Origin of the sequence: Oceanicella actignis (genome assembly GCF_900111545.1) — a bacterium.
In the GTDB taxonomy this organism is placed as follows: domain Bacteria; phylum Pseudomonadota; class Alphaproteobacteria; order Rhodobacterales; family Rhodobacteraceae; genus Oceanicella; species Oceanicella actignis.
This window is the reverse complement of the sequence record NZ_FOHL01000001.1, coordinates 37,486-63,951: the sequence shown is the minus strand read 5'-3', so window position 1 is coordinate 63,951 and position 26,466 is coordinate 37,486. Positions and strand designations below refer to the sequence as shown.

23 protein-coding genes are annotated in these 26,466 nt (G+C 74.3%); 14 read left to right on the top strand and 9 right to left on the bottom strand.

The annotated features are described in order from the left end of the window. Nucleotides 1-120 precede the first annotated feature (120 nt). From BMW67_RS00325 to arsB, 4 genes are read left to right on the top strand one after another with little or no spacing between them, the layout of a single operon-like run. On the top strand, nt 121-477 hold the full coding sequence (locus tag BMW67_RS00325) for an ArsR/SmtB family transcription factor (RefSeq protein WP_072746667.1): 357 nt from the start codon (nt 121-123) through the stop codon (nt 475-477). Further along, a complete protein-coding gene (locus BMW67_RS00320; protein WP_072746666.1) occupies nt 474-1,538 on the top strand; it encodes a permease in 1,065 nt (354 codons plus the stop codon). Before BMW67_RS00325 ends, BMW67_RS00320 begins: the two co-directional genes overlap by 4 nt. 39 nt (nt 1,539-1,577) lie before the next feature. Next, entirely contained in the window at nt 1,578-1,814 is a 237-nt protein-coding gene (locus BMW67_RS00315; protein ID WP_072746665.1) for a thioredoxin family protein, read from the top strand. Nucleotides 1,815-1,874: 60 nt separating this feature from the next. Further along, on the top strand, nt 1,875-2,957 hold the full coding sequence (arsB, locus tag BMW67_RS00310) for an ACR3 family arsenite efflux transporter (RefSeq protein WP_072746664.1): 1,083 nt from the start codon (nt 1,875-1,877) through the stop codon (nt 2,955-2,957). Between the two features lie 127 nt (nt 2,958-3,084). Here the strand turns inward: arsB and corA are convergent, their stop codons facing one another. The 3 genes from corA to BMW67_RS00295 all read right to left on the bottom strand — a co-directional run bounded on the left by corA (nt 3,085) and on the right by BMW67_RS00295 (nt 6,644). Then, the gene (gene corA / locus BMW67_RS00305; protein ID WP_072746663.1) at nt 3,085-4,206 is read right to left on the bottom strand and encodes a magnesium/cobalt transporter CorA; all 1,122 of its coding nucleotides are present in this window, start codon (nt 4,204-4,206) and stop codon (nt 3,085-3,087) included. Nucleotides 4,207-4,632: 426 nt separating this feature from the next. Continuing rightward, entirely contained in the window at nt 4,633-5,871 is a 1,239-nt protein-coding gene (locus BMW67_RS00300; RefSeq protein ID WP_072746662.1) for an FAD-dependent monooxygenase, read from the bottom strand. Beyond that, nucleotides 5,868-6,644, bottom strand: a complete 777-nt coding sequence (locus BMW67_RS00295; RefSeq protein WP_245728414.1) for a pyrimidine 5'-nucleotidase — start codon at nt 6,642-6,644, stop codon at nt 5,868-5,870. Before BMW67_RS00295 ends, BMW67_RS00300 begins: the two co-directional genes overlap by 4 nt. Before the next feature lie 38 nt (nt 6,645-6,682). Here BMW67_RS00295 and BMW67_RS00290 point away from each other — a divergent pair, with 38 nt between their 5' ends. Then, nucleotides 6,683-7,537: a class I SAM-dependent methyltransferase gene (locus tag BMW67_RS00290; protein WP_072746661.1), complete on the top strand. Its 855-nt coding sequence runs from the start codon at nt 6,683-6,685 to the stop codon at nt 7,535-7,537. Between the two features lie 664 nt (nt 7,538-8,201). Here BMW67_RS00290 and msrB read toward each other — a convergent pair. The 4 genes from msrB to BMW67_RS00270 all read right to left on the bottom strand — a co-directional run bounded on the left by msrB (nt 8,202) and on the right by BMW67_RS00270 (nt 13,308). Beyond that, nucleotides 8,202-8,600: a peptide-methionine (R)-S-oxide reductase MsrB gene (gene msrB, locus BMW67_RS00285; protein ID WP_072746660.1), complete on the bottom strand. Its 399-nt coding sequence runs from the start codon at nt 8,598-8,600 to the stop codon at nt 8,202-8,204. Between the two features lie 42 nt (nt 8,601-8,642). Then, a complete protein-coding gene (locus BMW67_RS00280) occupies nt 8,643-10,274 on the bottom strand; it encodes an alpha-D-glucose phosphate-specific phosphoglucomutase (protein ID WP_072746935.1) in 1,632 nt (543 codons plus the stop codon). Between the two features lie 297 nt (nt 10,275-10,571). Continuing rightward, on the bottom strand, nt 10,572-12,116 hold the full coding sequence (locus BMW67_RS16205; RefSeq protein ID WP_072746659.1) for an NYN domain-containing protein: 1,545 nt from the start codon (nt 12,114-12,116) through the stop codon (nt 10,572-10,574). Between the two features lie 82 nt (nt 12,117-12,198). Next, complete coding sequence (locus BMW67_RS00270) at nt 12,199-13,308, bottom strand: S-(hydroxymethyl)glutathione dehydrogenase/class III alcohol dehydrogenase (protein ID WP_072746658.1); 1,110 nt, start codon at nt 13,306-13,308, stop codon at nt 12,199-12,201. Nucleotides 13,309-13,993: 685 nt separating this feature from the next. On the opposite strand from BMW67_RS00270, the gene BMW67_RS00265 reads away from it, so the two are divergent. The 4 genes from BMW67_RS00265 (at nt 13,994) to BMW67_RS00250 (ending at nt 16,763) form a co-directional block, all read left to right on the top strand. Next, nucleotides 13,994-14,878, top strand: coding sequence for a 3-hydroxybutyryl-CoA dehydrogenase (locus BMW67_RS00265; protein ID WP_072746657.1), 885 nt, complete (start codon nt 13,994-13,996; stop codon nt 14,876-14,878). Between the two features lie 105 nt (nt 14,879-14,983). After that, on the top strand, nt 14,984-15,565 hold the full coding sequence (locus BMW67_RS00260) for a YceI family protein (RefSeq protein ID WP_072746656.1): 582 nt from the start codon (nt 14,984-14,986) through the stop codon (nt 15,563-15,565). Beyond that, nucleotides 15,562-16,191 (top strand): YceI family protein, encoded by a 630-nt coding sequence (locus BMW67_RS00255; protein WP_072746655.1) that lies wholly within the window; start codon nt 15,562-15,564, stop codon nt 16,189-16,191. The genes BMW67_RS00260 and BMW67_RS00255 overlap by 4 nt, the downstream gene beginning before the upstream one ends. Next, entirely contained in the window at nt 16,188-16,763 is a 576-nt protein-coding gene (locus BMW67_RS00250; protein ID WP_072746654.1) for a cytochrome b, read from the top strand. Before BMW67_RS00255 ends, BMW67_RS00250 begins: the two co-directional genes overlap by 4 nt. 244 nt (nt 16,764-17,007) lie before the next feature. Here BMW67_RS00250 and BMW67_RS00245 read toward each other — a convergent pair whose 3' ends face one another. Both BMW67_RS00245 and BMW67_RS00240 read right to left on the bottom strand, forming a co-directional pair. Further along, nucleotides 17,008-18,816 carry a bifunctional helix-turn-helix transcriptional regulator/alpha/beta hydrolase gene (locus BMW67_RS00245; RefSeq protein WP_072746653.1) on the bottom strand — a complete coding sequence of 603 codons (1,809 nt, stop codon included), beginning with the start codon at nt 18,814-18,816 and terminating at the stop codon, nt 17,008-17,010. A 335-nt stretch (nt 18,817-19,151) separates the two neighbouring features. Then, entirely contained in the window at nt 19,152-19,748 is a 597-nt protein-coding gene (locus tag BMW67_RS00240) for a TlpA family protein disulfide reductase (RefSeq protein ID WP_072746652.1), read from the bottom strand. 64 nt (nt 19,749-19,812) lie between these two features. Here BMW67_RS00240 and argH point away from each other — a divergent pair, with 64 nt between their 5' ends. The 5 genes from argH to BMW67_RS00215 are packed head-to-tail and all read left to right on the top strand — an operon-like array spanning nt 19,813 to nt 25,982. Beyond that, entirely contained in the window at nt 19,813-21,249 is a 1,437-nt protein-coding gene (argH, locus tag BMW67_RS00235; RefSeq protein WP_072746651.1) for an argininosuccinate lyase, read from the top strand. Further along, nucleotides 21,246-21,596 carry a hypothetical protein gene (locus tag BMW67_RS00230; protein WP_125458995.1) on the top strand — a complete coding sequence of 117 codons (351 nt, stop codon included), beginning with the start codon at nt 21,246-21,248 and terminating at the stop codon, nt 21,594-21,596. Before argH ends, BMW67_RS00230 begins: the two co-directional genes overlap by 4 nt. A 43-nt stretch (nt 21,597-21,639) precedes the next feature. Further along, a complete protein-coding gene (locus BMW67_RS00225) occupies nt 21,640-21,960 on the top strand; it encodes a DUF2834 domain-containing protein (RefSeq protein ID WP_125458994.1) in 321 nt (106 codons plus the stop codon). Between the two features lie 28 nt (nt 21,961-21,988). Beyond that, the gene (gene lysA / locus BMW67_RS00220; protein WP_072746648.1) at nt 21,989-23,257 is read left to right on the top strand and encodes a diaminopimelate decarboxylase; all 1,269 of its coding nucleotides are present in this window, start codon (nt 21,989-21,991) and stop codon (nt 23,255-23,257) included. Nucleotides 23,258-23,288: 31 nt separating this feature from the next. Then, the gene (locus BMW67_RS00215; RefSeq protein WP_072746647.1) at nt 23,289-25,982 is read left to right on the top strand and encodes a TIGR02302 family protein; all 2,694 of its coding nucleotides are present in this window, start codon (nt 23,289-23,291) and stop codon (nt 25,980-25,982) included. Nucleotides 25,983-26,466: the final 484 nt, after the last annotated feature.

Here is a 26,466-nt window from a genome sequence, read left to right as displayed (position 1 = left end):
GCGGCCGGGTTTCGCCCGGCGGCGAGGGGCGGCGCGCGCCCCTGTTGATGTGGCCTTGCGCATATGCGCCGAGGCGCATAAACAGCATGGCATACGCTGCGACGCCGAAGGAGCGATTCGATGGACCTTGCCGAATTTCTGGCGGCGCTGGCCGATCCCGTGCGCCTCGGCGCGCTGCGGATCGTGTGGAGCGACGGCGAGCATTGCGTATGCGAGCTGATGGAGCGCCTCGGCGCCAGCCAGAGCCGCATGTCGCGCCACATGAAGGTGCTCAGGCAGGCCGGAGTGGTGCTGGACAGGCGCGATCGCCAATGGGTGCGCTACCGCCGCAATCCCGATCTGTCCCCCGAGCTGACCGCCATCGTCGAGGCCGTGCTGCGCGCCGGCCCCGCGGCGGAGGATGCCCGCGCCCTCGCGCAGGCGAAAGGCGCCCGCGCGGGCGCGCAAACCGGCGTCGAAGGAGGCGCGGCAAGATGACCCAGGCCAACACGTCCATTTCCGCGTCCCCCCGTGGCGCGCGTTCCGACTGGCTGTGGCATGCGGGCGTGGCGGGCTTCGTCGCGCTGTGGTTCGCCATTTACCGCCAGCTGCCCGCCTTTTCCGAGTGGCTGACCGCGCAGCTGCCCGTGGCGCGCGAAAGCCATGCGGGCGAGGCGCTGGCCTTCTTCTTCTACGACACGCCCAAGGTCATCATGCTGCTGACCCTCATCGTCTTCGCGATGGGCGTGGTGCGCACCTGGTTCAGCCCCGAGAAGACGCGCGCCCTGCTGTCGGGGCGGCGCGAGGGGGCGGGGAACGTCCTGGCCGCGACGCTGGGCATCTTCACGCCCTTCTGCTCATGCTCGGCGGCGCCGCTGTTCATCGGCTTCGTCTCGGCGGGCGTGCCGCTGGGGGTGACCTTCTCGTTCCTCATCGCCGCGCCCATGGTCAACGAGGTGGCGCTGGTGCTGCTCTGGGGGCTGGTCGGCTGGAAGGTGGCGGTCACCTATCTGGTCTTCGGGCTGGGCGTGGCGGTGGTTTCGGGCTGGATCATCGGCAAGCTGCGCCTCGAGGGATGGCTGCAGGACTGGGTGCGCGACATCCACGCCGGCGCCGCCGCGCCCGCGCCCGAGCGCCGGCTGACCATGGTCGACCGCTACCGCGAGGGCGTCGAGGCGGTGAAGGAGATCGTCGGCAAGGTCTGGATGTGGATCGTCGCCGGCATCACCATCGGCGCCCTCATCCACGGCTACGTGCCCGAGGCCGCCATGGCGCGCATCATGGGCGCGGACGCCTGGTGGTCGGTGCCCGCCGCGGTCGTCATGGGCATTCCCATGTACACCAACGCGTCCGGCGTCATCCCGATCGTCGAGGCGCTGCTGGACAAGGGCGCGGCGCTGGGCACGGTGCTGGCCTTCATGATGAGCGTCATCGCCCTGTCGCTGCCCGAGATGCTGATCCTGCGCAAGGTGCTGACGCTGCGGCTCATCGCGGTCTTCGTCGGCGTCGTCGGCGGCGGCATCCTGGCCGTGGGCTTTCTGTTCAACCTGATCTTCTGATCCCGGCGTCGCGCCGGTCATGCAGCGAAGGAAAACGCCATGAAGAACGTCATCGTCTACGGACCCGGCTGCAAGCGCTGCGAGGCGGCCAGGGAGATGGTCGAAGCCGCCGCGCGCAAGCTGGGCGTCGAGGTGCAGGTCTCCAAGGAGACCGACTACGCCAGGATCGCCATGGCGGGAGTCGCCTCGACCCCGGGCATCGCGATCGACGGCCGCCTGGTTCATGCGGGCGGCCTGCCCAAGGAGGCCGATGTCGAGGCCTGGCTGTCGGCCTGAAGCCCGGGCCGCCAGGCGCGCGCGGCCTTGCGCCGCGCGCCCGGCGCAAGGAGAGCATGCATGTCCATTTTCGAGCGATACCTGAGCCTTTGGGTGGCGTTGTGCATCGTGGCCGGAATCGCGCTGGGGCGCGCCTTTCCCGGCGTGTTCGAGCTGATCGGGGCGATGGAGGTCGCCAAGGTCAACCTGCCCGTCGCGGTGCTGATCTGGCTCATGATCATTCCCATGCTGCTCAAGATCGACTTCGCCGCGCTGCGCGGGGTGGGCCGGCATTGGCGCGGCATCGGGGTGACGCTGTTCGTGAACTGGGCGGTCAAGCCCTTTTCCATGGCGCTTCTGGGCTGGCTGTTCCTGGGCTGGCTGTTCCGCCCCTGGCTGCCGGCCGACCAGATCCCCGGCTACATCGCGGGCCTGATCCTGCTGGCCGCGGCGCCCTGCACGGCGATGGTGTTCGTCTGGAGCAACCTGACCCGGGGCGAGCCGCACTTCACCCTGACGCAGGTCGCGTTGAACGACGCGATCATGGTCGTGGCCTATGCGCCGATCGTGGGGCTGCTGCTGGGCATCTCGGCCATCACCGTACCGTGGGAGACGCTGCTGCTGTCGGTGGCGCTCTACATCGTCGTGCCGATCGTCATCGCGCAGGCGCTGCGCGCGCGCACGCTGGCGCGCGGGGGGACGGCGGCGCTCGAGGCGCTGCTGCGGCGGATCAATCCCGTTTCCCTTGGCGCGCTGCTGGCGACGCTGGTGCTGCTGTTCGGCTTTCAGGGACGGCAGATCCTGGAGCAGCCGCTGATCATCGCCATGCTGGCCGCTCCGATCCTGGTGCAGGTCTATTTCAACTCGGCGCTGGCCTATCTGCTCAACCGCCTGAGCGGCGAGGCGCATTGCGTGGCCGGGCCTTCGGCGCTGATCGGGGCCAGCAACTTCTTCGAGCTGGCGGTGGCGGCCGCGATCAGCCTGTTCGGCCTGTCCTCGGGGGCGGCGCTGGCGACGGTGGTCGGCGTGCTGATCGAGGTGCCCGTGATGCTGTCGGTGGTCAGGATCGTGAACGCCAGCCGAGGCTGGTATGAGCGCGGCGCGGCCGTGCGCCGCGTGCAGGGCGCCGCGGCGGCCGCCGAGGGGCGGGGCGGCGGCGCCTGAGCGGGGCGCCCGGCGGCGGGGCGGGGCGTTGCGGCGGTCGGCTTGGCGCGGCGTTGCGGCGGGCGGTTCGGCGCCGTTCCGGGGCGCCTGCCCTCCCGGCATGGCGCCGCGTCGCCGGGCGGCGCGCTCAGTCGCCCGTCGGCTTGTCGGGGCCGGGGGGCGCGCCTTTCCCGCCGCCCAGCCAGCCATGGCGGCGGAACAACCAGATCATCGCCGCCGCGGACGCGCCCATCAGCCCCAGCGCGAATGGATAGCCGTAGCGCCAGCCCAGCTCGGGCATGTTCCAGGGCGAGGCGCGGTCGAAGTTCATGCCGTAGACCCCGGCGATGAACGTCATGGGAATGAACAGCGTGGCGATGATGGTCAGCACCTTCATCACCTCGTTCATCCGGTTCGAGAGCGCCGACATGTGCAGATCGATCAGGCCCTGCGACACCTCGCGATAGAGCTCGACCATGTCCAGCGCCTGGAAGGCGTGGTCGGACAGGTCGCGCATGTAGGGTCGCATCCATGGCGGGATCCGGTCCGAATCCTCGCGCGTCAGCGGCGCGAGGGCGTCGCGCAGGGGCCACAGGGCGCGGCGCATGTTCAGAAGGTCGCGGCGCAGCTGGTGGATGTCGCCGATCATGCCGTGATCGGGCGACCGCAGGATGGCTTCCTCGATCCGCTCCATCGCGTCGCCATAGCGCTCGAGCAAGGGAAACCACGCATCCAGCGTCGCGTCGATCAGGGCGTAGAACAGATAGGCCGGGTCCGACCGGATGCGCCCCGTCCCCGCCTCGAGCCGCCGCAGCACCGGCGCGAACAGCTCATGGCCGCTTTCGCTGACGCTGAGCGCGAAACCCGGCCCGAGAACGAGGCAAAGCTGCTCGCCGGCCAGCGGCGGCCCCCCGAGGGGCGCGCGGATGAAGGTCTGGACGAGCGCGCCGTCGATCTCGGTCTGGGGGCGCTGGTCGGTCTGGAAGATCTCGGCCACGGCCAGGTCGCTCAGCCCCAGGGCGCGGGCCGCCGCGGCGATCGCGTCCGCGTCGGCAAGGCCCGCGATCTCGACCCAGCGGAAGGCGCCCTCGACGGGCGGCGCGCAGCCCTCGCGGATCTCGTGATGCGCGCCGTCATAGACATGGGTGCGGATGCGGGTGGGCCGCGCATCGGGCGGGGTCAGAATGGCGACAGGCGAGGCGCCGATGCGGCGCGGGTCGATCCGCCGGCGCCGGCGGGCTTGGGTGTTCGGGGAGTGCGCGCGCGCCATGGGTCCTCCGGCATGGATCGACGGAAGCGTGCGCCGGCGGGGCGTCGGGGTCAACCGCCCGCAGGCGTGCGGCCCGGGGCGCGGCGCGGCGCGGGGAGGTGCGCGCGGTGCGGGGCGGGGCGGGCGCGGGGAGGTGCGCGCGGCGCGGGGCGGGCGCGCGGGGCGGGGCGCCGGGCGTCAGGCGCGGACGCGCGGCGCGGGAGCGCGGGACGCCAGATGGGAGCGCGGAGCGCGGGGCAGGGGGCGCGGGACGCCAGATGGGAGCAGTGAGCGCGGGGCAGGGGGCGCGAGGCGTCAGGCGGGGGCGCGCGAGGTCGGGCGCCGAGCGCGGGACAGGGGGCGCCAAGCGCGACATGGGGGCGCGGCGCGGGTCAGGGTGCGCGCGGCGCGGGATGGGCGCGCCGGCGTGCGGCCCCGGCGCGGCGGTCAGCGCGCGCCCATGCCCAGCCGCATCGCCAGCCGCCGCAAGGGCGCGGCCGCATGCAGCGCCGTCAGCCCCGCCGCGCGCAGGTCGCGCAGCGGCTGGGCCTGGGCCATGGCGGCGCGGTTGAGCAGGTCGATGCCCGCCACGCGCGCCGACATCTCGGGCCAGCGCGCGCGGTGATAGCGCGCCAGCAGCGCGGGCGCGCCGATGTCCTCGCCGGCCGCCGCCGCCCTGGCCACGAGATCGGCCAGCGCCGCCGCGTCGGCCAGCGACATGTTCAGCCCCTGCGCGCCGATCGGCGGGACCACATGCGCCGCCTCGCCCATCAAGGCGCCGCGCGGGCCGTCAAGGCGCTCGGCCAGCTGGCTGACGATCGGCCACAGCGCGCGCCGCCCGATCGGGCGAAGGCGGCCCAGAACGCCGCAGCTGCGTTCGTTCACGGCCTCTTCGAACGCTTCGGGCGGCGCCTCGAACAGCGCCTGCGCGCGGGGCCCGCGCTCCATCCACACGACGGACGAGCAGGGCCGCCCCTCGTGATCGGGCAGGGGCACCAGGGTGAAGGGGCCGCCGGTGCGGTGGATCTCGGTCGAGACGCCCTCATGCGGGCGCTCATGCGCCACGGCGAAGACCAGCGCCTTCTGAGCATAGCCCCAGCGCCGCGCGCCAAGGCCCAGCATGCGGCGCGCGGCCGAGTCGCGCCCGTCGGCGGCCACCACCAGCCGCGCGCGCACCTGCGCGCCGTCGGACAGCTGCGCCACCGCGTCATTCAGCCGCGGGGTCAGGCGCGTCAGCGCGGCGGGCGCGCGCAGGCGCACGTTCGGCAGCTCTTCGATGCGCTCGAGCAGGGCGCGGCGGATCACCGTGTTGGGCAGGTTCCAGCCGAAGGGGTGATCCTGCACCTCGTCAGAGACGAAATCGGCCGTGCGGCGGGGCACGTTCCGCGCGCCGCCGGCGTCGATCAGCCGCATCACGCGCAAGGGCGCCGCATGGGGGGCGAGGCGCTCCCACGCGCCGGCGCGGCGCAGCGTCTCGACCGAGGGGGTCAGAAAGGCGGTCGTGCGCAGATCGGCGCCGGGATCGGCCGGGTCGAGGCGCGGCGTCTCGCGATCGACGCAGATGACCTCGAACCCGGCCGAGCCGAACAGCGCCGCGGCGGTCAGCCCGGCCGCGCCGCCGCCGGCGACCAGCACGTCGGCCTCGAGCCGCGCGGCCGCGCGGGGGGATCGGTGTTGCTCGCTCATGCGCCGGACTCTAGCCGCGGCGCGGCGCGAAGCAATGGCCCGAGCCGCGACACAAAGCCCGCAAGGTCGTCCGTGGCGAAATCCACATGCGGCAGGTCGGGGCGCGCCTCGGGGCCGACCAGCACGCAGGCGACGCCGAGGGCGTGGGGAACCTCGAGATTGCGCGGGTCGTCCTCGAACATGGCCGCGCGGCGCGGGTTCAGGCCGTCGGCGCCGAAGATGCGCTGATAGGCGGCGGGCAGGGGCTTGGGGGTGTAGAAGGCTTCGCGGATGCCGTAGACGGCCTCGAAGCAGCCGTCCAGCCCCAGCGCGGCGATGACGCGCCGCGCGTAATCGGACGTGCCGTTGGTGAAGACGATGCGCCGGCCCGGCAGCGCCAGCATGGCCGCGCGCAGCCTCGGATCGGGGCGCAGGACCGAGAAGTCGATGCGGTGCACCTCGTCGAGAAAGGCGTCGGGATCGGTGCGATGATTGCGCATCAGCCCCGCCAGCGTGGTGCCGTGGTCGCGCCAGTATTCGCGCCGCAGCTTTTGCGCGTCGCTCCGGCGCAGGCCGAAGACGCGCATCATGTAGGCGGCCATGCGCTCTTCGATCTGGGCGAAAAGCGCGTTCGAGGCGGGGTAGAGCGTGTTGTCGAGGTCGAAGATCCACTCGCGCACATGCCCGAGCCGCGCGACGAGCCGCGCGGGATCCGGGACGGGGGCGGACGGCGCGGGGCTGGACAAGGCGTCGCTCATGCGCTCGTGATAGCGCGGCGGGAACGGCGGGTCCATGATCGCCCGACCGGGCGCAGGAGGAAAGGCAGGGCGGCATGACCACGATCGAGGACTGGAAGGGGCGCGTGGGCGCCGAATGGGCCGACAAGGCCGACGCGCTCGACACCCTGCTTGGGCCGTCGGGCGAGGCGGCCATGCGCGCGCTGGGGCCGCTCGAGGGGCGGCGGGTTCTTGACCTGGGCTGCGGCGCGGGCGCGACCGCCTTCGCGCTGGCGCGGGCGGCCGGGCCGCGGGGCGAGGTCGTGGGGGTGGACGTCTCGCCGCCGCTGCTCGAGCGCGCGCGCAGGCGCCTGGCCGAGCGGCCGATGCCCGACGCCGCCCCGCTGCGCTTCGTCCTGGCCGACGCCGCGCGCTGGCGCCCCGACGACGGCGCCCCCTTCGACGCCCTTTACTCGCGCTGCGGCGCCATGTTCTTCGACGATCCGCCCGCCGCCTGGGCGCATCTGCGATCGCTGACGGCGCCGGGGGCGCCGCTGGCCATCGCCTGCTGGCGCGGGCCCGAGCTGAACCTTTGGGCCAGCCTGCCCTTGCGCGCCTGCGCAGATCTGCTCGCGCCCGCGCCGCCTCCGGCGCCCGGGGCGCCGGGGCCCTTCGCCTGGGCGGATCCGGCGCGGGTGGTTCCCGTTCTTGAAGGCGCGGGGTGGCGCGAGGTCGCCTTCACGCCCTTCGATCACGAGGTCGCGCCCGAGTTGGGCGACGACCCCGACCCGGCGGCGCGCGCGGCGGATTTCGCCATGCGCATCGGTCCGCTCGCCAGCCGCCTGGCCGGCGCGCCGGCCGATCTGCGCGCCGAGGCCGCCCGGCGCCTGCGCGCGGCGATGGCCGCCCATCTGCGCGAGGGCGCGGTGCGGCTGCCGGCCTCGGCCTGGATCGTGACGGCCCGCGCCTGAGCCGTCCTTGCCCGCGCCGGCTCGGGACGGGGCGGGCGATGGGCGCGCGACCTGAAGCGGGCGGCGGGCGCCGCCAGGGCAGGCGGGCAAGGGCGCGGCGCCGCGCCGACGGCGCGCGGGTCAAGCCGCTCTTGGCGCCGGCTCCCATCAAGACGCCGCCTGGCCTCGGGTGCGGCCGCGCATGATGGGGCGGCGGCGTCGGTCCACGCCTGATCGGGCGCGTGCGACCATCATGCTGGCAAGCGGTTGAGGCGGCCGCGGCAGGGCGCTGGCGCGCCGCGCGGGTCGGGGCCCATCGGGAAGGCCGCAGCGCGACCGCGCGCGGGGGCCGTCGCGGCGTCGATTCCATCGCGGCCGGGGGCGACACTTCGGGGCTGCTCCGGGTTGACGTCCGGGGCGCGCAAGCTGAGCGGGCCGCGCGAAGGGGGCGCTGCGCCGGAGCGGCGCGCGAGCGCGAAGAAAGGCTGGTCTAGGCCCTCGCGCGGGCGCGCCGCCCGGGAGCCGCAACGCGCGTTCCGACCGGCGCGCTCGGCTCCCCGCCCCGACATGCGCCGCACCCGCCAGACACGCGCGGGCGGGCGCCGCTCGGCCTGCGCCGGGGCGCGGCCTTGGGCCGGGGCCGAGCGATCCGGCGCGCCGCGCCTTGCGGCGGCCGGGCGCGGTTTCACTCCTGCGCCGGTTCGAACCGCAGCGCGGCGCCGTTCATGCAATAGCGCAGGCCCGTGGGCGGCGGGCCGTCCGGGAATACGTGGCCCAGATGCGCATCGCAGCGCGCGCAAACGATCTCGGTGCGGCGCATGAGCCACGAGCGATCGTCGCGCTCTTCGACCGCGGCGGGATCGACGGGGCGGGTGAAGCTGGGCCAGCCGGTGCCGCTGTCGAACTTGTCGGCGGCGTCGAACAGCGCCGCGCCGCAGCAGGCGCAGCGGAACAGGCCCGGCGCCTTGGGAAAGTCGTCATGGGTGAAGGGGCGCTCGGTGCCCTTGCGGCGCGTGATGCGGTAGACCAGCGGGTCCAGCTCGGCGCGCCACTGGGCGTCGGTCTTGACGATCTTCTCGGTCATGGCGGCTCCTTGCTCGTCGCGCCGCCGGGGGGCGGGGCGCGTTCAGCTGCGCACGTCCGGGCCCTGGCGGCCGGTGCGCGCGCGCAGCCCGGTCAGCGCCTCGACCGCCGCGGCCACGTCGGCCAGCGCGGCCTGCGGATCGAGGCCGTGGCGCGCGGGGTCGGGCTCGTGCCGCTCCATATAGATCCGCAGCGTCGCGCCGACAGTCCCCGTGCCCGACAGCCGCAGCGTCGCGCGCGCGCCGTCGGCGAAGAAGATGCGCACGCCCTGCGCGGCGGCGCGCTCGCCGGTGACGGGATCGACATAGGCGAAGTCGTCGGCCGCCTCGATCCGAAGCCCGCCCGCGCTTCGGCCGGGCAGGTCGGGCAGGGCGGCGCGCAGATCCTCGATCAGCGCCCGGGCCGGGGCGGGGTCGAGCGCCTCGTAATCGTGGCGGGTGAAATAGTCGCGCCCGAAGCGGCGCCAGTGCTCGGCCATCAGCTGCGCCACCGGAACGCGCCGCCGCGCCAGGATGTTGAGCCACATCAGCGCCGCCCACAGCCCGTCCTTCTCGCGCACATGGTCCGAGCCGGCGCCGGCGCTTTCCTCGCCGCACAGCGTCACCTTGCCCGCGTCGAGCAGCGAGCCGAAGAACTTCCACCCCGTCGGCGTCTCGTGCAGCGGCACGCCCAGCGCCTGCGCCACGCGGTCGGCGGCGCGGCTGGTGGGCATCGAGCGCGCCACGCCCCTGATCCCGTCCGCATAGCCCGGCGCCAGGTCGGCGTTGGCCGCGATGACGGCCAGGCTGTCCGAGGGCGTGACGTAGATCCCGCGCCCCAGGATCATGATGCGGTCGCCGTCGCCGTCCGAGGCGGCGGCGAAGTCGGGCGCGTCGGGCCCCGACATCAGCGCCGTCAGCGCCGCGGCATGGGTCGGGTTCGGGTCGGGGTGCCCGCCGCCGAAATCGGGCAGCGGCGCGCCGTTGAGCACGGTGTCCTCGGGCGCGCCCAGCCGGTTGACCAGGATCTCGCGCGCATAGGGGCCGGTGACGGCGTGCATGGCGTCGAAGCGCATGCGAAAGCCGCTTGCGAACAGGTCCCGGATGGCGTCGAAGTCGAACAGGCGCTCGAGCAGCGCGGCGTGTTCGGCGACCGGGTCGATCACCTCGACCGTCATGGCGCCCAGCATGATCTCGCCGCAGCGGCTCAGATCGGGCGCGGGCGCGTCGAGAATGCGGTAGGCCGCGATCCGCTCGGAAACGGCATGGATGCGCGCGGTCAGCGATTCGGGGGCCGGGCCGCCATTGGCGCCGTTGAACTTGACGCCGAAATCGCCGTCCGGCCCGCCGGGGTTGTGGCTGGCCGACAGGATGATCCCGCCATCGGCCCCGCGCGCGCGGATCACCGCCGAGGCGGCGGGCGTGGACAGGAGCCCGTCGCGCCCGACGATGACCCGCGCCGCGCCCCCCGCCGCGGCCATGCGCAGGATGATGCCGGCGGCCTGCGCGCAGAAATGGCGCCCGTCGCCGCCCAGAACCAGCGTGCGCCCCGCGACGCCGCCGATGGCGTCGAAGATCGACTGGACGAAATTCTCGAGATACCCGGCCTGCATGAAGACCCGCGTGCGGGCCCGCAGCCCCGAGGTCCCGGGCTTTTGCCCGGGGATGGGCAAGGTGGGAACGGTGCGGATGTTCATCATGCCTCCCTGATCCGGCGCGCGGCGACAGTTCACGCCGCTCCGGGCCGCCGGTCAAGGGCCGGCGCCCCGGCGCGGGCGACTGGCGGGGGCGCCGCTTCGGGCCTTGTGCGCTCGGGGCGCGGGCCGGGGGGGCGGCATCGGCGGGACGGCGCCGTCAGGCCGGGGCGTTCGGGCGCCTGCCGGGTCGGCGCGGGGGCTTGCGCCCCGGCGGGGCCGCTTTCGCGCCGTCGCGGAACGCAAGCGCCGGTCCGCGGGAAGAGTCCCCTCCGCGTCTTTGCGCCCGGTCGGCGTCGGCTATTCCCGGCCTTCGGCGGGTTTGGCCTTGGCGCCCGCGCGGCTTCGGCGGGTGGGCTTGGCATCGGATGCGGGGGCTTCATCGGCGGGGGCCGGTCCCTCGGCGGCGTTCGCGGCGGCGCGCTTGCGCGTGGCGCGGCGGCGGGGTTTGGGGGCCTCGGCGGGCGCATCCGCGGCGGAAGCTTCGGCGGCGTCGGTCTTGGGCTCAGGGGGTTCGGCTGCGTGCGTCCCGGGCGCGCTTGCCTCGGGCGCCTTCGCCGCGGCCGCGCTGGCGTCGGTCGCGCTTGCGTCGGCCCCGTCGGGCTCCGTCGCCTGGTCCTTGCGCGCGCGCCGCCTCGCGCGGGGCTTGGGCGCGGCCTCGGCCTCGGAGCCGTCGCCGCCGCCTGGCGCGTCGGCGGTTTCGGCCGCGGCGGTTCCGGTTTCGGCCGCTTCGGCCTTGGGGGCGTCGGCCTTGCGCGTGCGCCGCCTGGCGCGCGGCTTGGGCGCGGCCTCGGCGGCTTCGTCCGCCGGCGCGGGTTTGTCCTCGGCGGCGGCCTTGTCGGGCGAGCCGGGCGCCGCGTCGGACTGCGGCGCCGCATCCGCGGCGGCCTCGGGCGTGGGCGCCGGGGCGTCGGGCTCGGCGCTCTTGCGCGCGCGGCGGCGCTTTGGCGCCTTGGGCGGCTGCTGCGCCACGGCCGGGGCGTCCGGCTCGGCCATGGCGGCGGTCTCGTCCGGCTGCATCTCGCCGCCGTCGCCTTCGGCCCGGGGAGGCGTCCGGGCCTCGGAGGGCCGGCGGGCCTCTTCGCGCTCGGCGCGCGCGGCGGCGCGCCGCCCGCCGCGTCGTCGCCCGGTCGCGCGGCCGCCGGCGGGCTTTTCGCGGATTCGCACGGCGCGGCCCTCTTGCCGCTCGATCTCGAAGGCGCCGGTCTTCTCGATGACCTCGATCAGCTTCGAGCAGCCATAGCTGCGCGCGTCGAAATCGGGGGCGATGTTGCCCAGCCGCTGACCGACCACCCCCAGCGCCACCCAGCCGTCATCGTCGGTCATGTCCTCCATGGCCTTGCGCACCAGCGCGGCGGCGTCGGGCAGGGCCTGGGCGTCGCCCTCGGCGGCGAGCGGCTCGGCGCCGGCGGCCAGGTTCTCGGTGTAGAAGAAGCGCTTGCACGCCTGGCGGAAGGCGACCGGGGTCTTGCGCCCCCCGAAGCCGTAGACGTCGACCCCCTGTTCGCGGATGCGGCTGGCCAGGCGCGTGAAGTCGCTGTCGGACGAGACCAGGCAGAAGCCGTCGAAGCGGCCGGTGTGCAAGAGGTCCATGGCGTCGATCACCAGCGCGATGTCCGACGAGTTCTTGCCCGTCGTGTAGGCGAACTGCTGATGCGGGATGATGGCGTGCTGGGCCAGGATGCGCGACCAGCCCTTGAGCTGATCGGACGAGAAGTCGCCATAGATGCGCCGCACCGAGGCTTCGCCCAGCTTGGCGATCTCGAGAAACAGCGCGCCGGCCACCTTGGGCGAGGTGTTGTCCGCGTCGATCAGAACCGCAAGGCGCGGGGCGTCCGAGCTCATGTCGCGTCTCCTCCTGTCAGGGTGCGCATGGGGCTGACCACGCCCCGGCGCGCGCGTCAAGGTCCCGCGCCGGGGCGGCGGCTCAGAACACCACCACCGAGCGGATGGATTCCCCGCGCCGCATCAGCTCGAAGCCCTTGTTGATGTCCTCGAGCGGCATGGTGTGGGTGATCATCGGGTCGATCTCGATCTTGCCGTTCATGTACCAGTCGACGATGCGCGGCACGTCCGTGCGTCCGCGCGCGCCGCCGAAGGCGGTGCCGCGCCACACGCGCCCCGTGACCAGCTGGAACGGGCGGGTCGAGATCTCGGCCCCCGCCGGGGCGACGCCGATGATGATGCTTTCGCCCCAGCCCTTGTGCGCGCTTTCAAGCGCCGTGCGCATGACCTGCACGTTGCCGGTGGCGTCGAAGGTGTAGTCGGCGCCGCCGCCGGTCAGCTCGACCAGATGGGCGACCAGGTCGCCCTCGACCTCGGCGGGGTTGACGAAGTCGGTCATGCCGAAGCGCTCGGCCATGGCGCGCTTGGCCGGGTTCAGGTCCACGCCCACGATCTGGTCCGCGCCCGCCAGCCGCAGGCCCTGGATGACGTTGAGCCCGATGCCCCCAAGGCCGAAGACGATGGCGCGCGCGCCGATCTCGACCTTGGCGGTGTTGATGACCGCGCCGATGCCCGTGGTCACGCCGCAGCCGATGTAGCAGACCTTGTCGAAGGGCGCGTCGGGGCGGATCCGGGCGAGGGCGATCTCGGGCAGCACGGTGTGGTTGGCGAAGGTCGAGCAGCCCATGTAGTGGCGGATTTCGCGCCCCTTGTACGAGAAGCGCGACGTGCCGTCGGGCATCAGCCCCTGGCCCTGCGTGGCGCGGATGGCCTGGCACAGGTTGGTCTTGGGGTTGAGGCAGTATTCGCACTCGCGGCACTCGGGGGTGTAGAGCGGGATCACGTGGTCGCCCGGCTTGACCGAGGTCACGCCCGGCCCGACCTCGAGCACCACCCCCGCGCCCTCGTGGCCCAGAATGGCGGGAAAGACGCCTTCGGGATCGGCGCCCGACAGGGTGAACTCGTCGGTGTGGCAAAGTCCCGTGGCCTTGATCTCGACCAGCACCTCGCCGGCGCGGGGGCCCTCCAGATCGACTTCGACGATTTCAAGCGGCTTGCCGGCCTCGAAGGCGACGGCGGCGCGGGTTTTCATGGCGGCTCTCCCTCGGTTGCGTCTGGCGCGGCGCCGGGCGCCGGCGCGGCCCGGAACATGCGCGGCCGATGGTCGACCGCCCGCGCGCGCCTGTCCAGCCGGAAAGCGGCGCGCGCGGGCGCGGGGGCGACGCGCGCCGCCGGCCGGGCGCGCGGGCGGTGGGGCCGAGCGAGCGGGCGGCGCGCGGCGGGGCGCGGGCGTGGGCGCAGCGGCGGCGCTAGATGAGCACGGGCGGCCCCGGGCGCAGCGGCGGCGAGTGGGCGCAGCGGCGGCGTTGGGCGGTGTGGGGCGGCGCCGGGCGCGGCGCAGCCCGGTCCAGGCATCCGCGGCGCGCGGGTCGGCGCATGGGGCGCGCGATTGCGGGCGGGCGGCTGCGCGGGGCGGCTGCGCGGGGCGGTGGGCATGGGTGCGGGGCATGGGTGCTGGGCATGGGGGCGGGCGCGCGCGCTGCGCGCCTCGCGCGCGGCCGCAGCCCGCATGGCGCGCAGGTGCGGGACGGCTCCCGCCCGACCCCCCGCCCGACCCCCCGCCCGACCCCCCGTCCGATTCCCCGTCCGGCCCCCGCTTGGCCGCCGCCCGGCCGTCGCCGGGCGGGCCTTGCCGCGCGCCGCGCCCGCGCGTAGGTTCGCCCTTGAACGCAAGGTCCATGGCGGGCCCAGAGGGGCGGCGCAGAAAGGCGGGAGTGATGGCGGCGAACGAGATCCGCACGGTAGGGGTGATCGGCGCGGGGCAGATGGGCAACGGCATCGCCCATGTCTTCGCCCAGCACGGCTACGAGGTTCTGCTCAACGACGTGGACGAGGCGCGCATCGACGACGCGATCGCGCGCATCTCGAAGAACATGGACCGGCAGGTGGCCAAGGGCCTGATGACCCCCGAGGACAAGGCCGCCGCCCTGGCGCGCATCCGCAAGTGCACCGACCTGGCCGAGCTGGGCAAGTGCGACCTCATCATCGAATCCGCCACCGAGAACGAGCGCATCAAGGCCGAGATCTTCGCCAGCCTGGCGCCGCATCTGGCGCCGCACACCATCCTGACGACCAACACCTCGTCCATCTCGATCACGCGTCTGGCCGCGGCCACCGACCGGCCCGAGCGCTTCATGGGGCTGCACTTCATGAACCCCGTGCCGGTGATGAAGCTGGTCGAGCTGATCCGCGGCATCGCCACCGACGACGAAACCTACCAGACCATGCGCAAGGTGGTGGACAGCATCGGCAAGACCGTCGCCTCGGCCGAGGACTTTCCCGCCTTCATCGTCAACCGCATCCTGCTGCCGATGATCAACGAGGCCGTCTACACCCTGTATGAGGGCGTCGGCACGGTCGAGAGCATCGACAAGGCGATGAAGCTGGGCGCGAACCATCCCATGGGGCCGCTCGAGCTGGCCGACTTCATCGGCCTCGACACCTGCCTTGCTATCATGAACGTGCTGCATGACGGCCTGGCCGACACCAAGTATCGCCCCTGTCCGCTGCTGGTGAAGTATGTCGAAGCCGGCTGGCTGGGGCGCAAGACGGGCCGCGGCTTCTACGACTATCGCGGCGAGACGCCGGTGCCGACCCGCTGAGAGTTTCCAAATCGGAAACGATGAATGGATGATGGGCGCCATTGTTTCGCCTCCGGCGCAGGTTACCTTGCGACGCACAGCAACCCGCAGTTCCGGAGGATCCGCATGCGCTTCGCATTCATTCCCGTCGCCGCCGCCATGGCCGTCGGCGCCGCCGCGCCCGTCCTGGCCGAGCCCTATGTGCTGGACAAGTCGCACACCCAGGTGATCTTCAGCGTCGATCATCTGGGCTTCTCGGTGGTGCATGGCTGGTTCCGCAACATGGACGCCGAGATCGACTTCGACCCCGAGGCGCTCGAGCAGACCCGCGTGACCTTCACGATCGACGCCGCCAGCGTGGACACCAACTGGCCCGCGCGCGACGAGCACATCCGCTCGGCCGATTTCCTGGACGTCGAGAACCACCCCACCATCACCTTCGTGTCGAAATCGGTCGAGCTGACCAGCGCCGAGACCGCTCGCCTCACCGGCGAGGTGACGCTGCGCGGGGTCACGCATGAGGAAACCTTCGACGTGCGGCTCAACAAATACGGGCCCTCGCCGATCGTGCCCGGCAAGATGGTGGCCGGCTTCACCGCCACGGGCGAGCTCGACCGCACCAGATACGGCATGAACTACGCCGCGCCGGCGGTGGGCGGGACGATCCCGATCCGCATCGAGCTCGAGATGAGCCCGGCCGGGCAATGACGGCGCTGCGGGCGGCGGCCCTGGCGGCGCTTTGCGCCGTCGCCGCGGCCGCCGCGCCGCGGGCCGGGCCGCCCTCGGCGCTTTGGCGGATCGACCCCGAAGCCTCGAGCATCGCGTTCGAATATGTCGCCAACGGCCGCCCCGGGGTCGGGCGGCTGCGCCGCTTCGAGGGCTCGGGCGTCTTCGATCCCGCCCGCCCGCAGGACACGACGCTGCGCATGAGCTTCGACATGCGCTCGCTCGATCTGGGCGATCCGCTGCGCACCATGTTCGCCGCCGGGCCCGATTGGTTCGACGTGCGCGCGCACCCGCGCGCGACGTTCGAGCTCGACCGGCTCGACCCGATCGATCCGGCGGCGCAGGGGCCGATCGCTCCGGGCATGTCGCGCGACTACATGGCGCGCGGGCGGCTGACGGTGAAGGGGCGCACGCGGGCGCTCGCGGCGCCGGCGACGCTTGAGCTTGACTCGCGCGGCGCGCGCGCCCGCGGCCGCGCGACCTTCGATCCGCGGATCTTCGGGGTGGGCGAGGGGCCGTCGGCCGCCTTCGTCTCGATCGGCCCCGAGGTCGCGGTCATCTACGACGTGCGCGCCGCGCCGGCGCCAACGCAGGAGCAGCCGCAATGACGCGACTGATCACCGACGCCGAGGGTTGGGGATTGCCGACCCGCCTTCTGCACTGGAGCATGGCGGGCGTGATCCTGTTCATGCTCGGGCTTGGCTTTTACATGTCCAACGCCCCGATCGACATCTACGCGCAGTTCGCCTGGGTTCAGCTGCACAAGAGCTGGGGCTTCGTCGCCTTCGCGCTGGCGGTTCTGCGCATCGCCTGGCGGCTGTTCGAGGGGCGCTCGCCCGCGCCGCCGCCGGGCATGTCGCGGGCCGAGCGCGCCCTGGCCCGCGCCGGGCATCTGTCGCTCTACGCGCTGATGATCGCCATGCCGGTCACCGGGTGGCTCATGGCCTCGGCCTCGCCGCTGCAGGACGCCTACGGCATCCGCAACATGGTCTTCGGCCTGTTCGAGCTGCCCGACCCCTTCCGCCCCGGCGATCAGGCGCTGGCCGACGCGCTGCGCAGGGCGCATTTCCTGTGCGCGCTGGCGCTGAGCGCGGTCGTCGCCGGGCACGCGGCCGCGGCGTTGCGGCATCATTTCGTGCTGCGAGACAACGTGCTGCGCCGGATGCTGATCGGGCGCTGAGCGCGGCCGCCGGGCCGAGGCGCCGCCACGAAAAACGCCCCGCCGCGCCGGTGGCCGGCGAACGGCGGGGCGCCCCCCTTGTCAATCGCGTTGAGCCAAAACGAAGGTGGCTCGTCCCCCAATCGGTCCGCGCCTTTCGCCGAAGCCGTGACCCTCCGGCAGACGCCGCAACCGATGACTGAAGGGTAGGCGATTCGTTCCAAATCTGCATACCCAAGCTGTGGTATGGAAGTTGTCATCCGGTTCATAATTGCGGCTGGCGCGCATGGGCGCGCAGGTGGCGCAGCGTTTCGTGCGCCACGGGCATGGGGTGGGTCAGCGCCGCCAGCTGTCCGGCGCCCTCGATCGGGCGGACGCAGGCGTTCGGGGCCAGCGCGGCGGCGCGGCGCGCCAGCGCAAGGTCATAGGCCTGGGGCTGGTCGCCATGGATCAGCGCCACGGGAAGGGCGGTGCGCCGCCAAAGGGCGCTCCAGTCCTCGGCCGCCAGCTTGAAGTCCTGGGCGAAGCCGCGCAGATCCTGCGCCAGGACCATGTTGAAGGACACCTTCATCAGCGCCAGCGTCGCGCCCGATTCCACCGCCGCCCGGTCGGCGGGCGCCGACGAATAGGCATGCCGGTAGAAGTCGCGCGCGCCGATCTGGCGCAGCATCTGCGCTCCGGCGCGGCACAGCAGCTGCAGCAGGCGGGGCGTTCCGCGCGCCATGATCTGGACCAGCGCCTGCCAGGGCGGCGTGTCCACGTCGGCGGCGTTCGGCCGGTCGGGCAGAAAGCCCGAGATGAGCGCCAGCGATTCGACCCGCTCGGGCGCGGCCTGCGCCAGCGCCGCGCCCAGCGGCGCCGCCGCGCCATGGGCGATGACGGCGAAGCGCCCCAGCCCCGCATGGTCGGCATAGCGCAAGAGCGCCTGCGCCTCGTCGGCAAGGCCCGCATCGTCCGGCAGCGGGCTGGACGCGCCGAACCCCGGGCGCGCGGGGATCCACAGGCTGCGCCCGGCGGCGGTCAGCGTCTCGAAGAACGCGTCGGGCAGGGCGAAGCCGAACAGCGAGCCGTGCAGCATCAGCGTCGGCGCCCCGTTCGGCGGCCCGATGCGGCGGTGCTCGACCTGGCGGCCGTCGGGCAGCGTCGCCAGCTCGTGCCGGGCCGGAGGGCGATAGCTGCGCCGCATGCGCGCGGCGACGGTGGCCAGCTCGGCGCGGCGGGTCTCGTCCAGGGCGCACAGGCTGGCGGCCAGGCGCACCAGGTCGAGCTGGCTGCGCGCGCCGGTCTTCTCGCGGATCGAGCGGATCTGCGTGCGCACCGTGGCCACCGAAGTGCGCCGGGCGCGCGCGATGTCGGCCGCGTCGCGGCCGCCGAGCAGGTTCTGCATGACCTCGGTCTCGGCCTCGGTCAGGCGGAACCGGGCCGTCAGCACGGCGCGCGCCTCGGGCGACAGGGTCATCTCGAAGCTTCTGAGCAGCAGCGCGGGCGCCTGCCCGGCGCGCGCCGGCATCATGGCCAGATCCGCGGGGGCGGGTTCGCCCTCGGGAGTCATCAGGCGCACGGTCAGGCGCCGGCTTGGGTCGGCGGCGGGCGGGGCGCGCATGAAGGCGCGCGCCGCCTCCCAGTCGCCGGGCGCGAAATGCGCCTCGCCCAGCTGGTCGCCTTCGGACAGGCCCAGGCGCCGCTCGGCGGCCTCGTTGGCGGCGATCACCAGCCCCGAGGGGCTGACGGCGACCGCGGGGCGGAGCTGTTCGCTGACCGCGCGGCCGAGCACGTCGCCTTGAAGCTGCCGCTCGGCGTTGACCTCGAGCACCGGCAGGGCGCGTTCCAGATGCCGTTCCAGACGCGCGTTGAGCCGCGCCGCGCGCTCGGGGCCGAGCGCCAGCACATGGCCGCCCCAGACCTCGAGCAGCCGGGCGAATTCATGCGGATTGAGAAATGCCTGATAGGCGTGCTCGAGCACCTCGAGCGCCGCGGCCAGAATCGCGGAGTCCTCGTCGGCTGGCCGCGGCGACGCGTCCCGCCGCCCGGCCGATGAACCGGGCGGCCCGTCGCCGCCTTGCTCCGTGCGCATATTTCCCCCCCGGCGGCGCCGCGGGCCCTTCCCATCGGGCCCGACGGCGCACGCGCCGCTGTCGCGGCCGCCGCACGCCGCCGCGTCGACACGCAACCCATCCTTGCACAAAGGTTAGCCCGCGCGCGCCGAAAGGGCAATCGGCCTCCTGCGCGCCGCCGCGCCCCGCCCGCCGTCGTCCTGCTCGGGTCGCGGGTTGGGCGCGGGGTTCGGGCGCGATGGCGCGCGCCGCCCCGGGCCCGCGCCCCCGGTTTGAGCGCGCGCGCAGATGGCGCGCCGCCGGTCCGGCCGGGCTGGGGCAGGCGGGCTCGGGCAGGCGGGCCGGGGCAGGCGGCTCAGCCCGCGCCCGGGCGCGTCATCTGCGCCAGCTCGCGCAGCAGCGCGACGACCTCGGGCGCGTCCCATCGCGCCTCTCCCTGAAGGCGGGCGATCTCGCGCCCCTCGCGGTCCAGGATCACCGTCACGGGAATGCCCAGAATGCCCATCTCGGGGGGCAGCGCGCCCGTTTCGTCCGCATAGGGCGCCAGCGAGTCGATCCCGTTCTGCGCGAAGAACTCGGCGGCCTTCTTGCGCCCGCGCCGCTCGACATTGACGGCGACGACCTCGACCTCGTCGCTCGCGGCCTGGGCGCGCAGGCGGTCGAGCGAGGGCATCTCCTTGCGGCAGGGCGGGCACCAGGTGGCCCAGAAATTCACCAGCGTGATCTTTCCGGCGAAGTCCGCGAAGGAGGCGCGCGCGCCGTCGGGCGCGGCGAACTCGGCCGTCACGGGCGGGCGCGGGCTGGCATGAAAGGCCAGGCGCGACAGCTCGCCCCCCAGAGTCCTGGCCGCGTCTGCCATGCGGGTCTGATCGGGGCCTTGCGCCGTCGCGGGGCTGGCGAAGAGGGCCGCCGCGCCGTATAGCAGGGCCCAGGCGAATGCTTTTGCGCGCATCTGCGTGCTCCTGATTCATCGCGCGCCCCGACGGGGCGCAATTCGAGACGAGGACCAAGTCCCCATGACCGACGACGCCGCCCGGCCCGAGACCGCCGATCGCGCCTCGAACCAGATGTGGGGAGGGCGGTTCGCCGCCGGCCCCGACGCCGTGATGGAGGCGATCAACGCCTCGATCGGCTTCGACAAGCGCCTTGCGCGGCAAGACATAGAGGGCTCGCGCGCCCACGCAAGGATGCTCGCCGATCAGGGGATTATCACGCCCGAGGATTTCCGCGCCATCGACGAGGGGCTTCTCACGATCTTGTCAGAGATCGAGAGCGGGCGCTTCGTCTTCTCGACCGCGCTCGAGGACATCCACATGAACGTCGAGGCGCGCCTGCGCGAGCTGATCGGCGCGCCGGCCGGGCGGCTGCACACCGCGCGCTCGCGCAACGACCAGGTGGCCACGGATTTCAAGCTGTGGGTGCGCGAGCAGATCGACGCCGCCATCGGCGGGCTCGAGGCGCTGATGCGTGCGCTGCTCGACCAGGCCGAGGCGGGCGCCGACATGGTCATGCCCGGCTTCACCCATCTGCAGACCGCCCAGCCCGTGACCTGGGGGCATCACATGATGGCCTATGTCGAGATGTTCGCCCGCGACCGCGGCCGCTTTCGCGACGCGCGCGCGCGCATGAACGAATGCCCGCTGGGGGCGGCGGCGCTGGCGGGCACCTCGTTTCCCATCGACCGCCACGCGACGGCGCGCGCGCTGGGCTTCGACCGGCCGGCGGCCAACTCGCTCGACGCCGTGTCGGACCGCGACTTCGCGCTCGAGTTCCTGGCCGCCGCGGCGATCTGCGCCACGCATCTGAGCCGCTTCGCCGAAGAGCTGGTCATCTGGTCCTCGGCGCAGTTCCGCTTCGTGACGCTGTCGGACCGCTTCTCGACCGGCTCGTCGATCATGCCGCAGAAGAAGAACCCCGACGCCGCCGAGCTGGTGCGCGCCAAGGTCGGGCGCATCAACGGCGCGCTGGTGGGCCTGCTGACGGTGATGAAGGGGCTGCCGCTGGCCTATTCCAAGGACATGCAGGAGGACAAGGAGCAGGTCTTCGACGCCGCCGACAGCCTGATGCTGGCGCTGGCGGCGATGACCGGGATGCTCGGCGACATGAAGCCCAACCCCGAGGCGCTGCGCGCGGCGGCGGCGTCGGGCTTCTCGACCGCCACCGACCTGGCCGACTGGCTGGTGCGCGAGCTGGGCCTGCCCTTCCGCGAGGCGCATCACGTCACCGGCGCCCTGGTCAGGCTGGCCGAGGAAGAGGGCGTGGACCTGCCCGAGCTGTCGCTGGCCGACATGCACCGCATCCACACCGGCATTCACGAGGGCGTCTACGACGTGCTCAGCGTCGAGAAGTCGGTCGCCAGCCGCACCAGCTACGGCGGCGCCGCGCCCGAGCGCGTGCGCGAGCAGATCGCGCGCTGGCGCGCCGAGCTGGACGGGCGGGGCGCGGGCGCATGAGGGCGCCCGCCTGCATGGGGCGCGCGGCGCGCGGCGCGGCGCTGGCGATCGGGCTGGCGGCGCTGGCGGCGGGGACGGGCTGCGGACGCAAGGGCGACCCCGCCGCGCCCGCCGCGCCCGGCGCGGCGTCAGGGGCGGCGTCAGGGACGGCGTCGGGGGCGCAGGCCGCGCCCGGTGCGCCCGATGCGCCCGCCGCCGCGCCGCAGGGGCGCGCGCCGCTGGCCTCGGCCGGCGCCGTGTCGGCGGGCGATCTGCGCGCGCCGGCGCCGCTGACGCCGCGCGCCGCGGGCGCGGGCGACGGGATCGACCGCGCGCGTCTGCGCCAGGTTTTCGAAAGCGCCATATGAGCGCGCACGCGGCCCGTCCCCGCGCCCGCGCGGCCGTCGGCGCATGAGCGCGGCGACGCTCATGCGCTGGGTCTATCTGGCGCTGGCCGCGGCGGGCGGCTGGCCCGCGGCCCGCGCGCTGGCCGCGCGCGTCTGGGCCGATCCGGCCGCCGCGCTGCGCGCCGCAGGGCAGGTCGGCCTCGCAGACCTGGCGGCGGCGGTGGCGGGGGGCGGCGTCGCGCTGATCGCGCTTGCGCTGTTCGCCGCCGCCGAGGCCGCCGCCCGCCGCAGCGCCGCGCCGCTTCTGGCCATTCCGGCGGCGCTGCTTCTGGGGCTGGGCTGCGGGCTGCCGCTGTTGTTGCATCTGCGCCTGCGCGGCCGCTGAGGGCGGCGCGCGGCACGAGGGGGGACGCATGGACCATTTCAACTACCGCGAGGGCGTCCTGCACGCCGAGGACGTCTCGATCCCGACCATCGCCGAGCAGGTCGGCACGCCCTTCTACGTCTATTCCACGGCCACGCTGACCCGGCATTTCAATGTCTTCGACCAGGCCTTGGCCGACCTGCCGCACCTGATCTGCTACGCGGTCAAGGCCAACGGCAACCTGGCGGTGCTGCGCACGCTGGCGCGGCTGGGCGCGGGCATGGACGTGGTCTCGGAAGGCGAGTTCCGCCGCGCCCTGGCCGCCGGCGTTCCCGGCGACAAGGTGGTGTTCTCGGGCGTCGGCAAGACCGCGGCCGAGATGCGCTTCGCCCTGGCCAACGGGGTGCGCCAGTTCAACGTCGAAAGCGCCGAGGAGCTCGAGGCGCTGGACGCCGTCGCGCGCGAGATGGGCGTGCGCGCGCCGATCGCGCTGCGCGTCAACCCGGACGTGGACGCGCGCACCCATGCCAAGATCGCCACCGGCAAGGCCGAGAACAAGTTCGGCGTGCCCATCTCGGCCGCGCGCCAGGTCTATGCCCGCGCCGCCGCCATGGAGGGGATCGAGGTGGTGGGCGTGGACGTGCATATCGGCTCGCAGCTGACCGACCTCGCCCCCTTCGAGGCCGCCTTCCGCAAGGTGGCCGAGCTGACCGAGGCCCTGCGCGCCGACGGCCACGACATCCGCCGCCTGGACCTGGGCGGGGGGCTGGGCATTCCCTACCGCCAGGCCAACGAGGCCCCGCCGCTGCCCTTCGACTACGGCGCGCTTGTGCGCCGCACGGTCGGCCATCTGGGCTGCGAGATCGAGGTCGAGCCCGGCCGCCTGATCGCCGGCAACGCCGGGCTGCTGGTCGCCTCGGTCATCTACCGCAAGCAGGGCGAGGGGCGCGAGTTCCTGATCCTCGACGCGGCCATGAACGACCTGATCCGCCCGGCGATGTATGACGCCTGGCACGACATCGCCCCGGTCATCGAGCCGGCGCCGGGCGCCGAGCGCCGCCCCGTGGACGTGGTCGGCCCGGTCTGCGAGACCGGCGACACCTTCGCCCGCGACCGCGCGCTGCCCTTCATCGGCCCGGGCGAGCTGGTGGCCTTCCGCTCGGCCGGCGCCTATGGCGCGGCGATGGCGTCGGAATACAACTCGCGCCCGCTCGTGCCCGAGGTGCTGGTGGATGGCGATCAATTCGCCGTGGTGCGCCGGCGCCCGACGTTTGAAGAAATGCTGGCGCGCGATACTATTCCCTCCTGGTTGGCCTGACGCCCCCGCGTCGGGCCGGAAAGGAGCGCCCATGTCCGCCCCCGACCCGCGCGACGCGCAAGGCGGCCCCGACGGCCCGCAGGACGACGCCGCGCTGCGCGCCGCCCGCGCCGCGGCCCGGCGGCTGCGCCGCAGGGCGCGGCGGGCGCTGACGCTCGAGCGCGCGGCCCAGGCCTTCTGGCCGGTGTGGAGCGTGGCGGCCGCCTTTCTGGGCCTGGCGCTGAGCGGCGCGCTCGAGGCGGTTCCCATCTGGGCGCACGCCGCGGCGCTGGCGCTGTTCGCGGCGGGCTTCGTCGCGGCGCTGATCCTGTCGATCCGCCGCTTTCGCCCGCCCGACGAGGACGAGGTGCGCGCCGCGCTCGAGGCCGGCGCGCCGGGGCGCCCGCTGACCGCGCTCGAGGACGCGCAAGCGCTGGGCGCCGAGGATCCGGGCGCGCGCGCCCTGTGGGCCGAGCATCGCCGCCGCATGGCCGCCCGCGTCGCCGATCTGCGCCCGCCGCGCCCGGCGCCGCGCCTGGCTGCGCGCGACCCCTGGGCGTTGCGGCTGTCGGCGCTGATCCTGCTGGTTTTCGGCGCCTTCGCCGCGGCTCTGTCGGGCGGCGCGCGCATCGAGCAGGCGCTGGCCCCGCATCTTGCGCCGCAGGGCGACGGGCGCCCGGCGCCGGCGATCGAGGCCTGGGCCCTTCCGCCCGCCTATCTGGGCGGCGCGCCGATCTACCTGACCGACCTGACGGGGACCGAGGCGGCCTTGCCCGCGGGCTCGGCGCTGACGGTGCGGGTGTTCGACGCGCCCCGCACGCCTCAGGCGCGGCAGAGCGTCTCGCCGCTCGAGGCCGGCTTCGCCGCCGTCGCCGAGGGCGTGCACGAGATGCGGCTCGAAGTGGCGCGCTCGGGCCTGGTCGAGGTGCGGCTGGGCGGGCGGACGCTGGGCGCCTGGCGCTTCGTGGCCCAGCCCGACGCGCCGCCCCAGGTCGCCTTCGCCGCGCCGCCCGGGGTCGAGGACGGCCGCGCGCTGAAGCTGCCCTTTCGCGCAAGCGACGATCACGGCCTGGCCAAGGGCTGGGCGCGCATCGTCCTCGACCCCGCGCGCGCGCCCGCCGGCGCGCCGGCGCCGGGCGGGCTGATCGCGCCGATCGAGATCGAGCTGCCGCTGCCGTTGTCGGGCGATCTGCGCCAGGCGGCCGGCGCCGCGGTCGAGGATCTGACCGCCCATCCCTGGGCGGGGCTGCCCGCGCTGGCGACGCTGCATGTCGAGGACGGCGCCGGCCAGCAGGGCGCTTCGGCGCCCGCGGCCTTCACGCTGCCCGCGCGCCGCTTCTCCGATCCCATGGCCCGCGCCCTGATCGAAGAACGCCGCGCCCTGGCCTGGTCGCCCGCGGCGGCGCGCGACGTGGCGCGGCGGCTCAAGGCCGTCACGCTCTATCCCGAGGACTGGTTCGGCGGCGCGCTGCGCCCCTATCTGGCGGTGCGCACGGCCATCCGGCGGCTGGACCATGCGCTGGCGCTGGGGCGGGTCGAGGCGGCGGCGCCCTCGGTGCTCGAGCTGCTCTGGCGCGCGGCGCTGCTGATCGAGGACGGCGACATGGCCGACGCGGCCGAGCGCCTGCGCCGCGCGCGCGATCGGCTGTCCGAGGCGCTCGAGAACGGCGCGCCGCCCGACGAGATCGCCGCCCTGACCGAAGAGCTCCGCGCCGCGATGGAGGACTACCTGGCCGAAATGGCGCGTCAGGCGCTGCAGAACCTGGACCAGCTCGAAGAGGGCGGCGAGGGGCGCGAGATGGCGGCGCAGGATCTGCGCGACATGCTCGACCAGCTCGAAGAGATGGCGCGCGCCGGCCAGACCGACGCCGCGCAGCGGATGCTCGAGCAGCTGAGCCGCATGCTCGAGAACCTGCGCATGACCGCCCGCGAGGGCGCGCAGGGCCAGGGCGAGCCGGGCGCCGGCGCCATGGAGCGGCTGGGCGATCTTCTGGGCCGCCAGCAGGAGCTGGCCGACGAGACCTTTGGCCAGACCCGCAGCGGCGGCCAGGGCGGGCAAGGCGGCGCAGGGCAGGCGCCGGGCGGGGCCCGACAGGGCGACGCCGAGGGCGGCGCGGGGCGCGACGGCGCGGCCGGGCAGGGCCTGGGCCAGGGCGCCGAGCAGGGCCGGCGGGGGCAGGGCGGCGCGCAGGGGCTCGGGCCGCGCGGCGAGAGCGGGCGGGGCGACGGGGCCACGCTGGGCGACGGGAGCCGGCAGGGGGGCGGCGCGGCGGCGCTGGCCCGGCGGCAAGAGGCCCTGCGCCGCGCGCTCGAGGGGCTGCGGGGCGGTTTGCCGGGCGGCCTGTCGCCCGAGGCGGAAGAGGCCCTGCGCGAGGCCGAGCGCGCCATGGGCCGCGCGCGCGACTCGCTGGCCCAGGGCGCGCCCGATGCGGCGCTGGACGATCAGGCGCGCGCGCTCGAGGCGCTGCGCGAAGGCTCGCGCCGCCTGGGCGAGGCGCTGCGCCGCGCCGCGCGCGAGGGGCAGGGGCAGGCCGGCGCCGCATCGGGCGAGGGGCCGCAGGTGGACCCGCTGGGCCGCAGCGCCGCGCCCGACGGCGCGCTGGACGGGGGCGACACGCATGTGCCCGACGCGGCCGAGCTCAAGCGCGCGCGCGAACTGCTCGAAGAGATCCGCCGACGGGCCGGAGACCGGCTGCGCCCCGAGGACGAGCTGGAATATCTGCGCCGCCTGCTCGATCGCTTCTGACGCGGCGGGGCGGGTCCCCGACCCAAGGCGCGCGCAGAGCGCTCGCCGATGCCCCGCGCTCGCCCATGCCCCGCCCCGGGGCCGCCGGCCGGCTCCGGCGCGGCGGAGCCCGATGGCCGCGCGACGACGCGCGGGGCGGCGCGTGGCGCGAGTTCGTCGGTTCTTCGCGCCCCCCTGTCGGCCGACCGGTTTCCATGCGGCGGGGCGGCTTCGGCCGAAGACGCGGGGGCGCCCGGGAGGCGCGCCCATCCGTCTCATGACCGGCCCCCGGTTGGCCGGCCGGTTTCCATGTGGCGGAGCCGGGGCTTCGGCCAATGACGCGAGGTGGCGCGCGGATGCGGGCTCATCCTTCTCATGACCGGTCCCCTGTCGGCCGACCGGTTCGCACATGGCGGAGCCGGGGCTTCTGCCAATGGCGCGCAGGGGCGGCGCGGGATGCGGGCTCATCCGTTCGGTGACCCGCCCCCCATCCGCCGACTGGTTT

Excerpts from the sequence above, each read along its gene's own strand:
- BMW67_RS00230 (WP_125458995.1), top strand. The coding sequence starts at position 21,246 with ATGAGGGCGCCCGCCTGCATGGGGCGCGCGGCGCGCGGCGCGGCGCTG.
- BMW67_RS00280 (WP_072746935.1), bottom strand. The coding sequence starts at position 10,274 with ATGAACATCCGCACCGTTCCCACCTTGCCCATCCCCGGGCAAAAGCCC.
- arsB (WP_072746664.1), top strand. The coding sequence starts at position 1,875 with ATGTCCATTTTCGAGCGATACCTGAGCCTTTGGGTGGCGTTGTGCATC.
- BMW67_RS00250 (WP_072746654.1), top strand. The coding sequence starts at position 16,188 with ATGACGCGACTGATCACCGACGCCGAGGGTTGGGGATTGCCGACCCGC.
- BMW67_RS00245 (WP_072746653.1), bottom strand. The coding sequence starts at position 18,816 with ATGCGCACGGAGCAAGGCGGCGACGGGCCGCCCGGTTCATCGGCCGGG.
- BMW67_RS00270 (WP_072746658.1), bottom strand. The coding sequence starts at position 13,308 with ATGAAAACCCGCGCCGCCGTCGCCTTCGAGGCCGGCAAGCCGCTTGAA.
- BMW67_RS00320 (WP_072746666.1), top strand. The coding sequence starts at position 474 with ATGACCCAGGCCAACACGTCCATTTCCGCGTCCCCCCGTGGCGCGCGT.
- BMW67_RS00290 (WP_072746661.1), top strand. The coding sequence starts at position 6,683 with ATGACCACGATCGAGGACTGGAAGGGGCGCGTGGGCGCCGAATGGGCC.
- corA (WP_072746663.1), bottom strand. The coding sequence starts at position 4,206 with ATGGCGCGCGCGCACTCCCCGAACACCCAAGCCCGCCGGCGCCGGCGG.
- msrB (WP_072746660.1), bottom strand. The coding sequence starts at position 8,600 with ATGACCGAGAAGATCGTCAAGACCGACGCCCAGTGGCGCGCCGAGCTG.
- argH (WP_072746651.1), top strand. The coding sequence starts at position 19,813 with ATGACCGACGACGCCGCCCGGCCCGAGACCGCCGATCGCGCCTCGAAC.
- BMW67_RS00295 (WP_245728414.1), bottom strand. The coding sequence starts at position 6,644 with ATGGACCCGCCGTTCCCGCCGCGCTATCACGAGCGCATGAGCGACGCC.
- BMW67_RS00265 (WP_072746657.1), top strand. The coding sequence starts at position 13,994 with ATGGCGGCGAACGAGATCCGCACGGTAGGGGTGATCGGCGCGGGGCAG.
- BMW67_RS00260 (WP_072746656.1), top strand. The coding sequence starts at position 14,984 with ATGCGCTTCGCATTCATTCCCGTCGCCGCCGCCATGGCCGTCGGCGCC.
- BMW67_RS00325 (WP_072746667.1), top strand. The coding sequence starts at position 121 with ATGGACCTTGCCGAATTTCTGGCGGCGCTGGCCGATCCCGTGCGCCTC.
- BMW67_RS00215 (WP_072746647.1), top strand. The coding sequence starts at position 23,289 with ATGTCCGCCCCCGACCCGCGCGACGCGCAAGGCGGCCCCGACGGCCCG.
- BMW67_RS00315 (WP_072746665.1), top strand. The coding sequence starts at position 1,578 with ATGAAGAACGTCATCGTCTACGGACCCGGCTGCAAGCGCTGCGAGGCG.
- BMW67_RS16205 (WP_072746659.1), bottom strand. The coding sequence starts at position 12,116 with ATGAGCTCGGACGCCCCGCGCCTTGCGGTTCTGATCGACGCGGACAAC.
- BMW67_RS00225 (WP_125458994.1), top strand. The coding sequence starts at position 21,640 with ATGAGCGCGGCGACGCTCATGCGCTGGGTCTATCTGGCGCTGGCCGCG.
- lysA (WP_072746648.1), top strand. The coding sequence starts at position 21,989 with ATGGACCATTTCAACTACCGCGAGGGCGTCCTGCACGCCGAGGACGTC.
- BMW67_RS00240 (WP_072746652.1), bottom strand. The coding sequence starts at position 19,748 with ATGCGCGCAAAAGCATTCGCCTGGGCCCTGCTATACGGCGCGGCGGCC.
- BMW67_RS00255 (WP_072746655.1), top strand. The coding sequence starts at position 15,562 with ATGACGGCGCTGCGGGCGGCGGCCCTGGCGGCGCTTTGCGCCGTCGCC.
- BMW67_RS00300 (WP_072746662.1), bottom strand. The coding sequence starts at position 5,871 with ATGAGCGAGCAACACCGATCCCCCCGCGCGGCCGCGCGGCTCGAGGCC.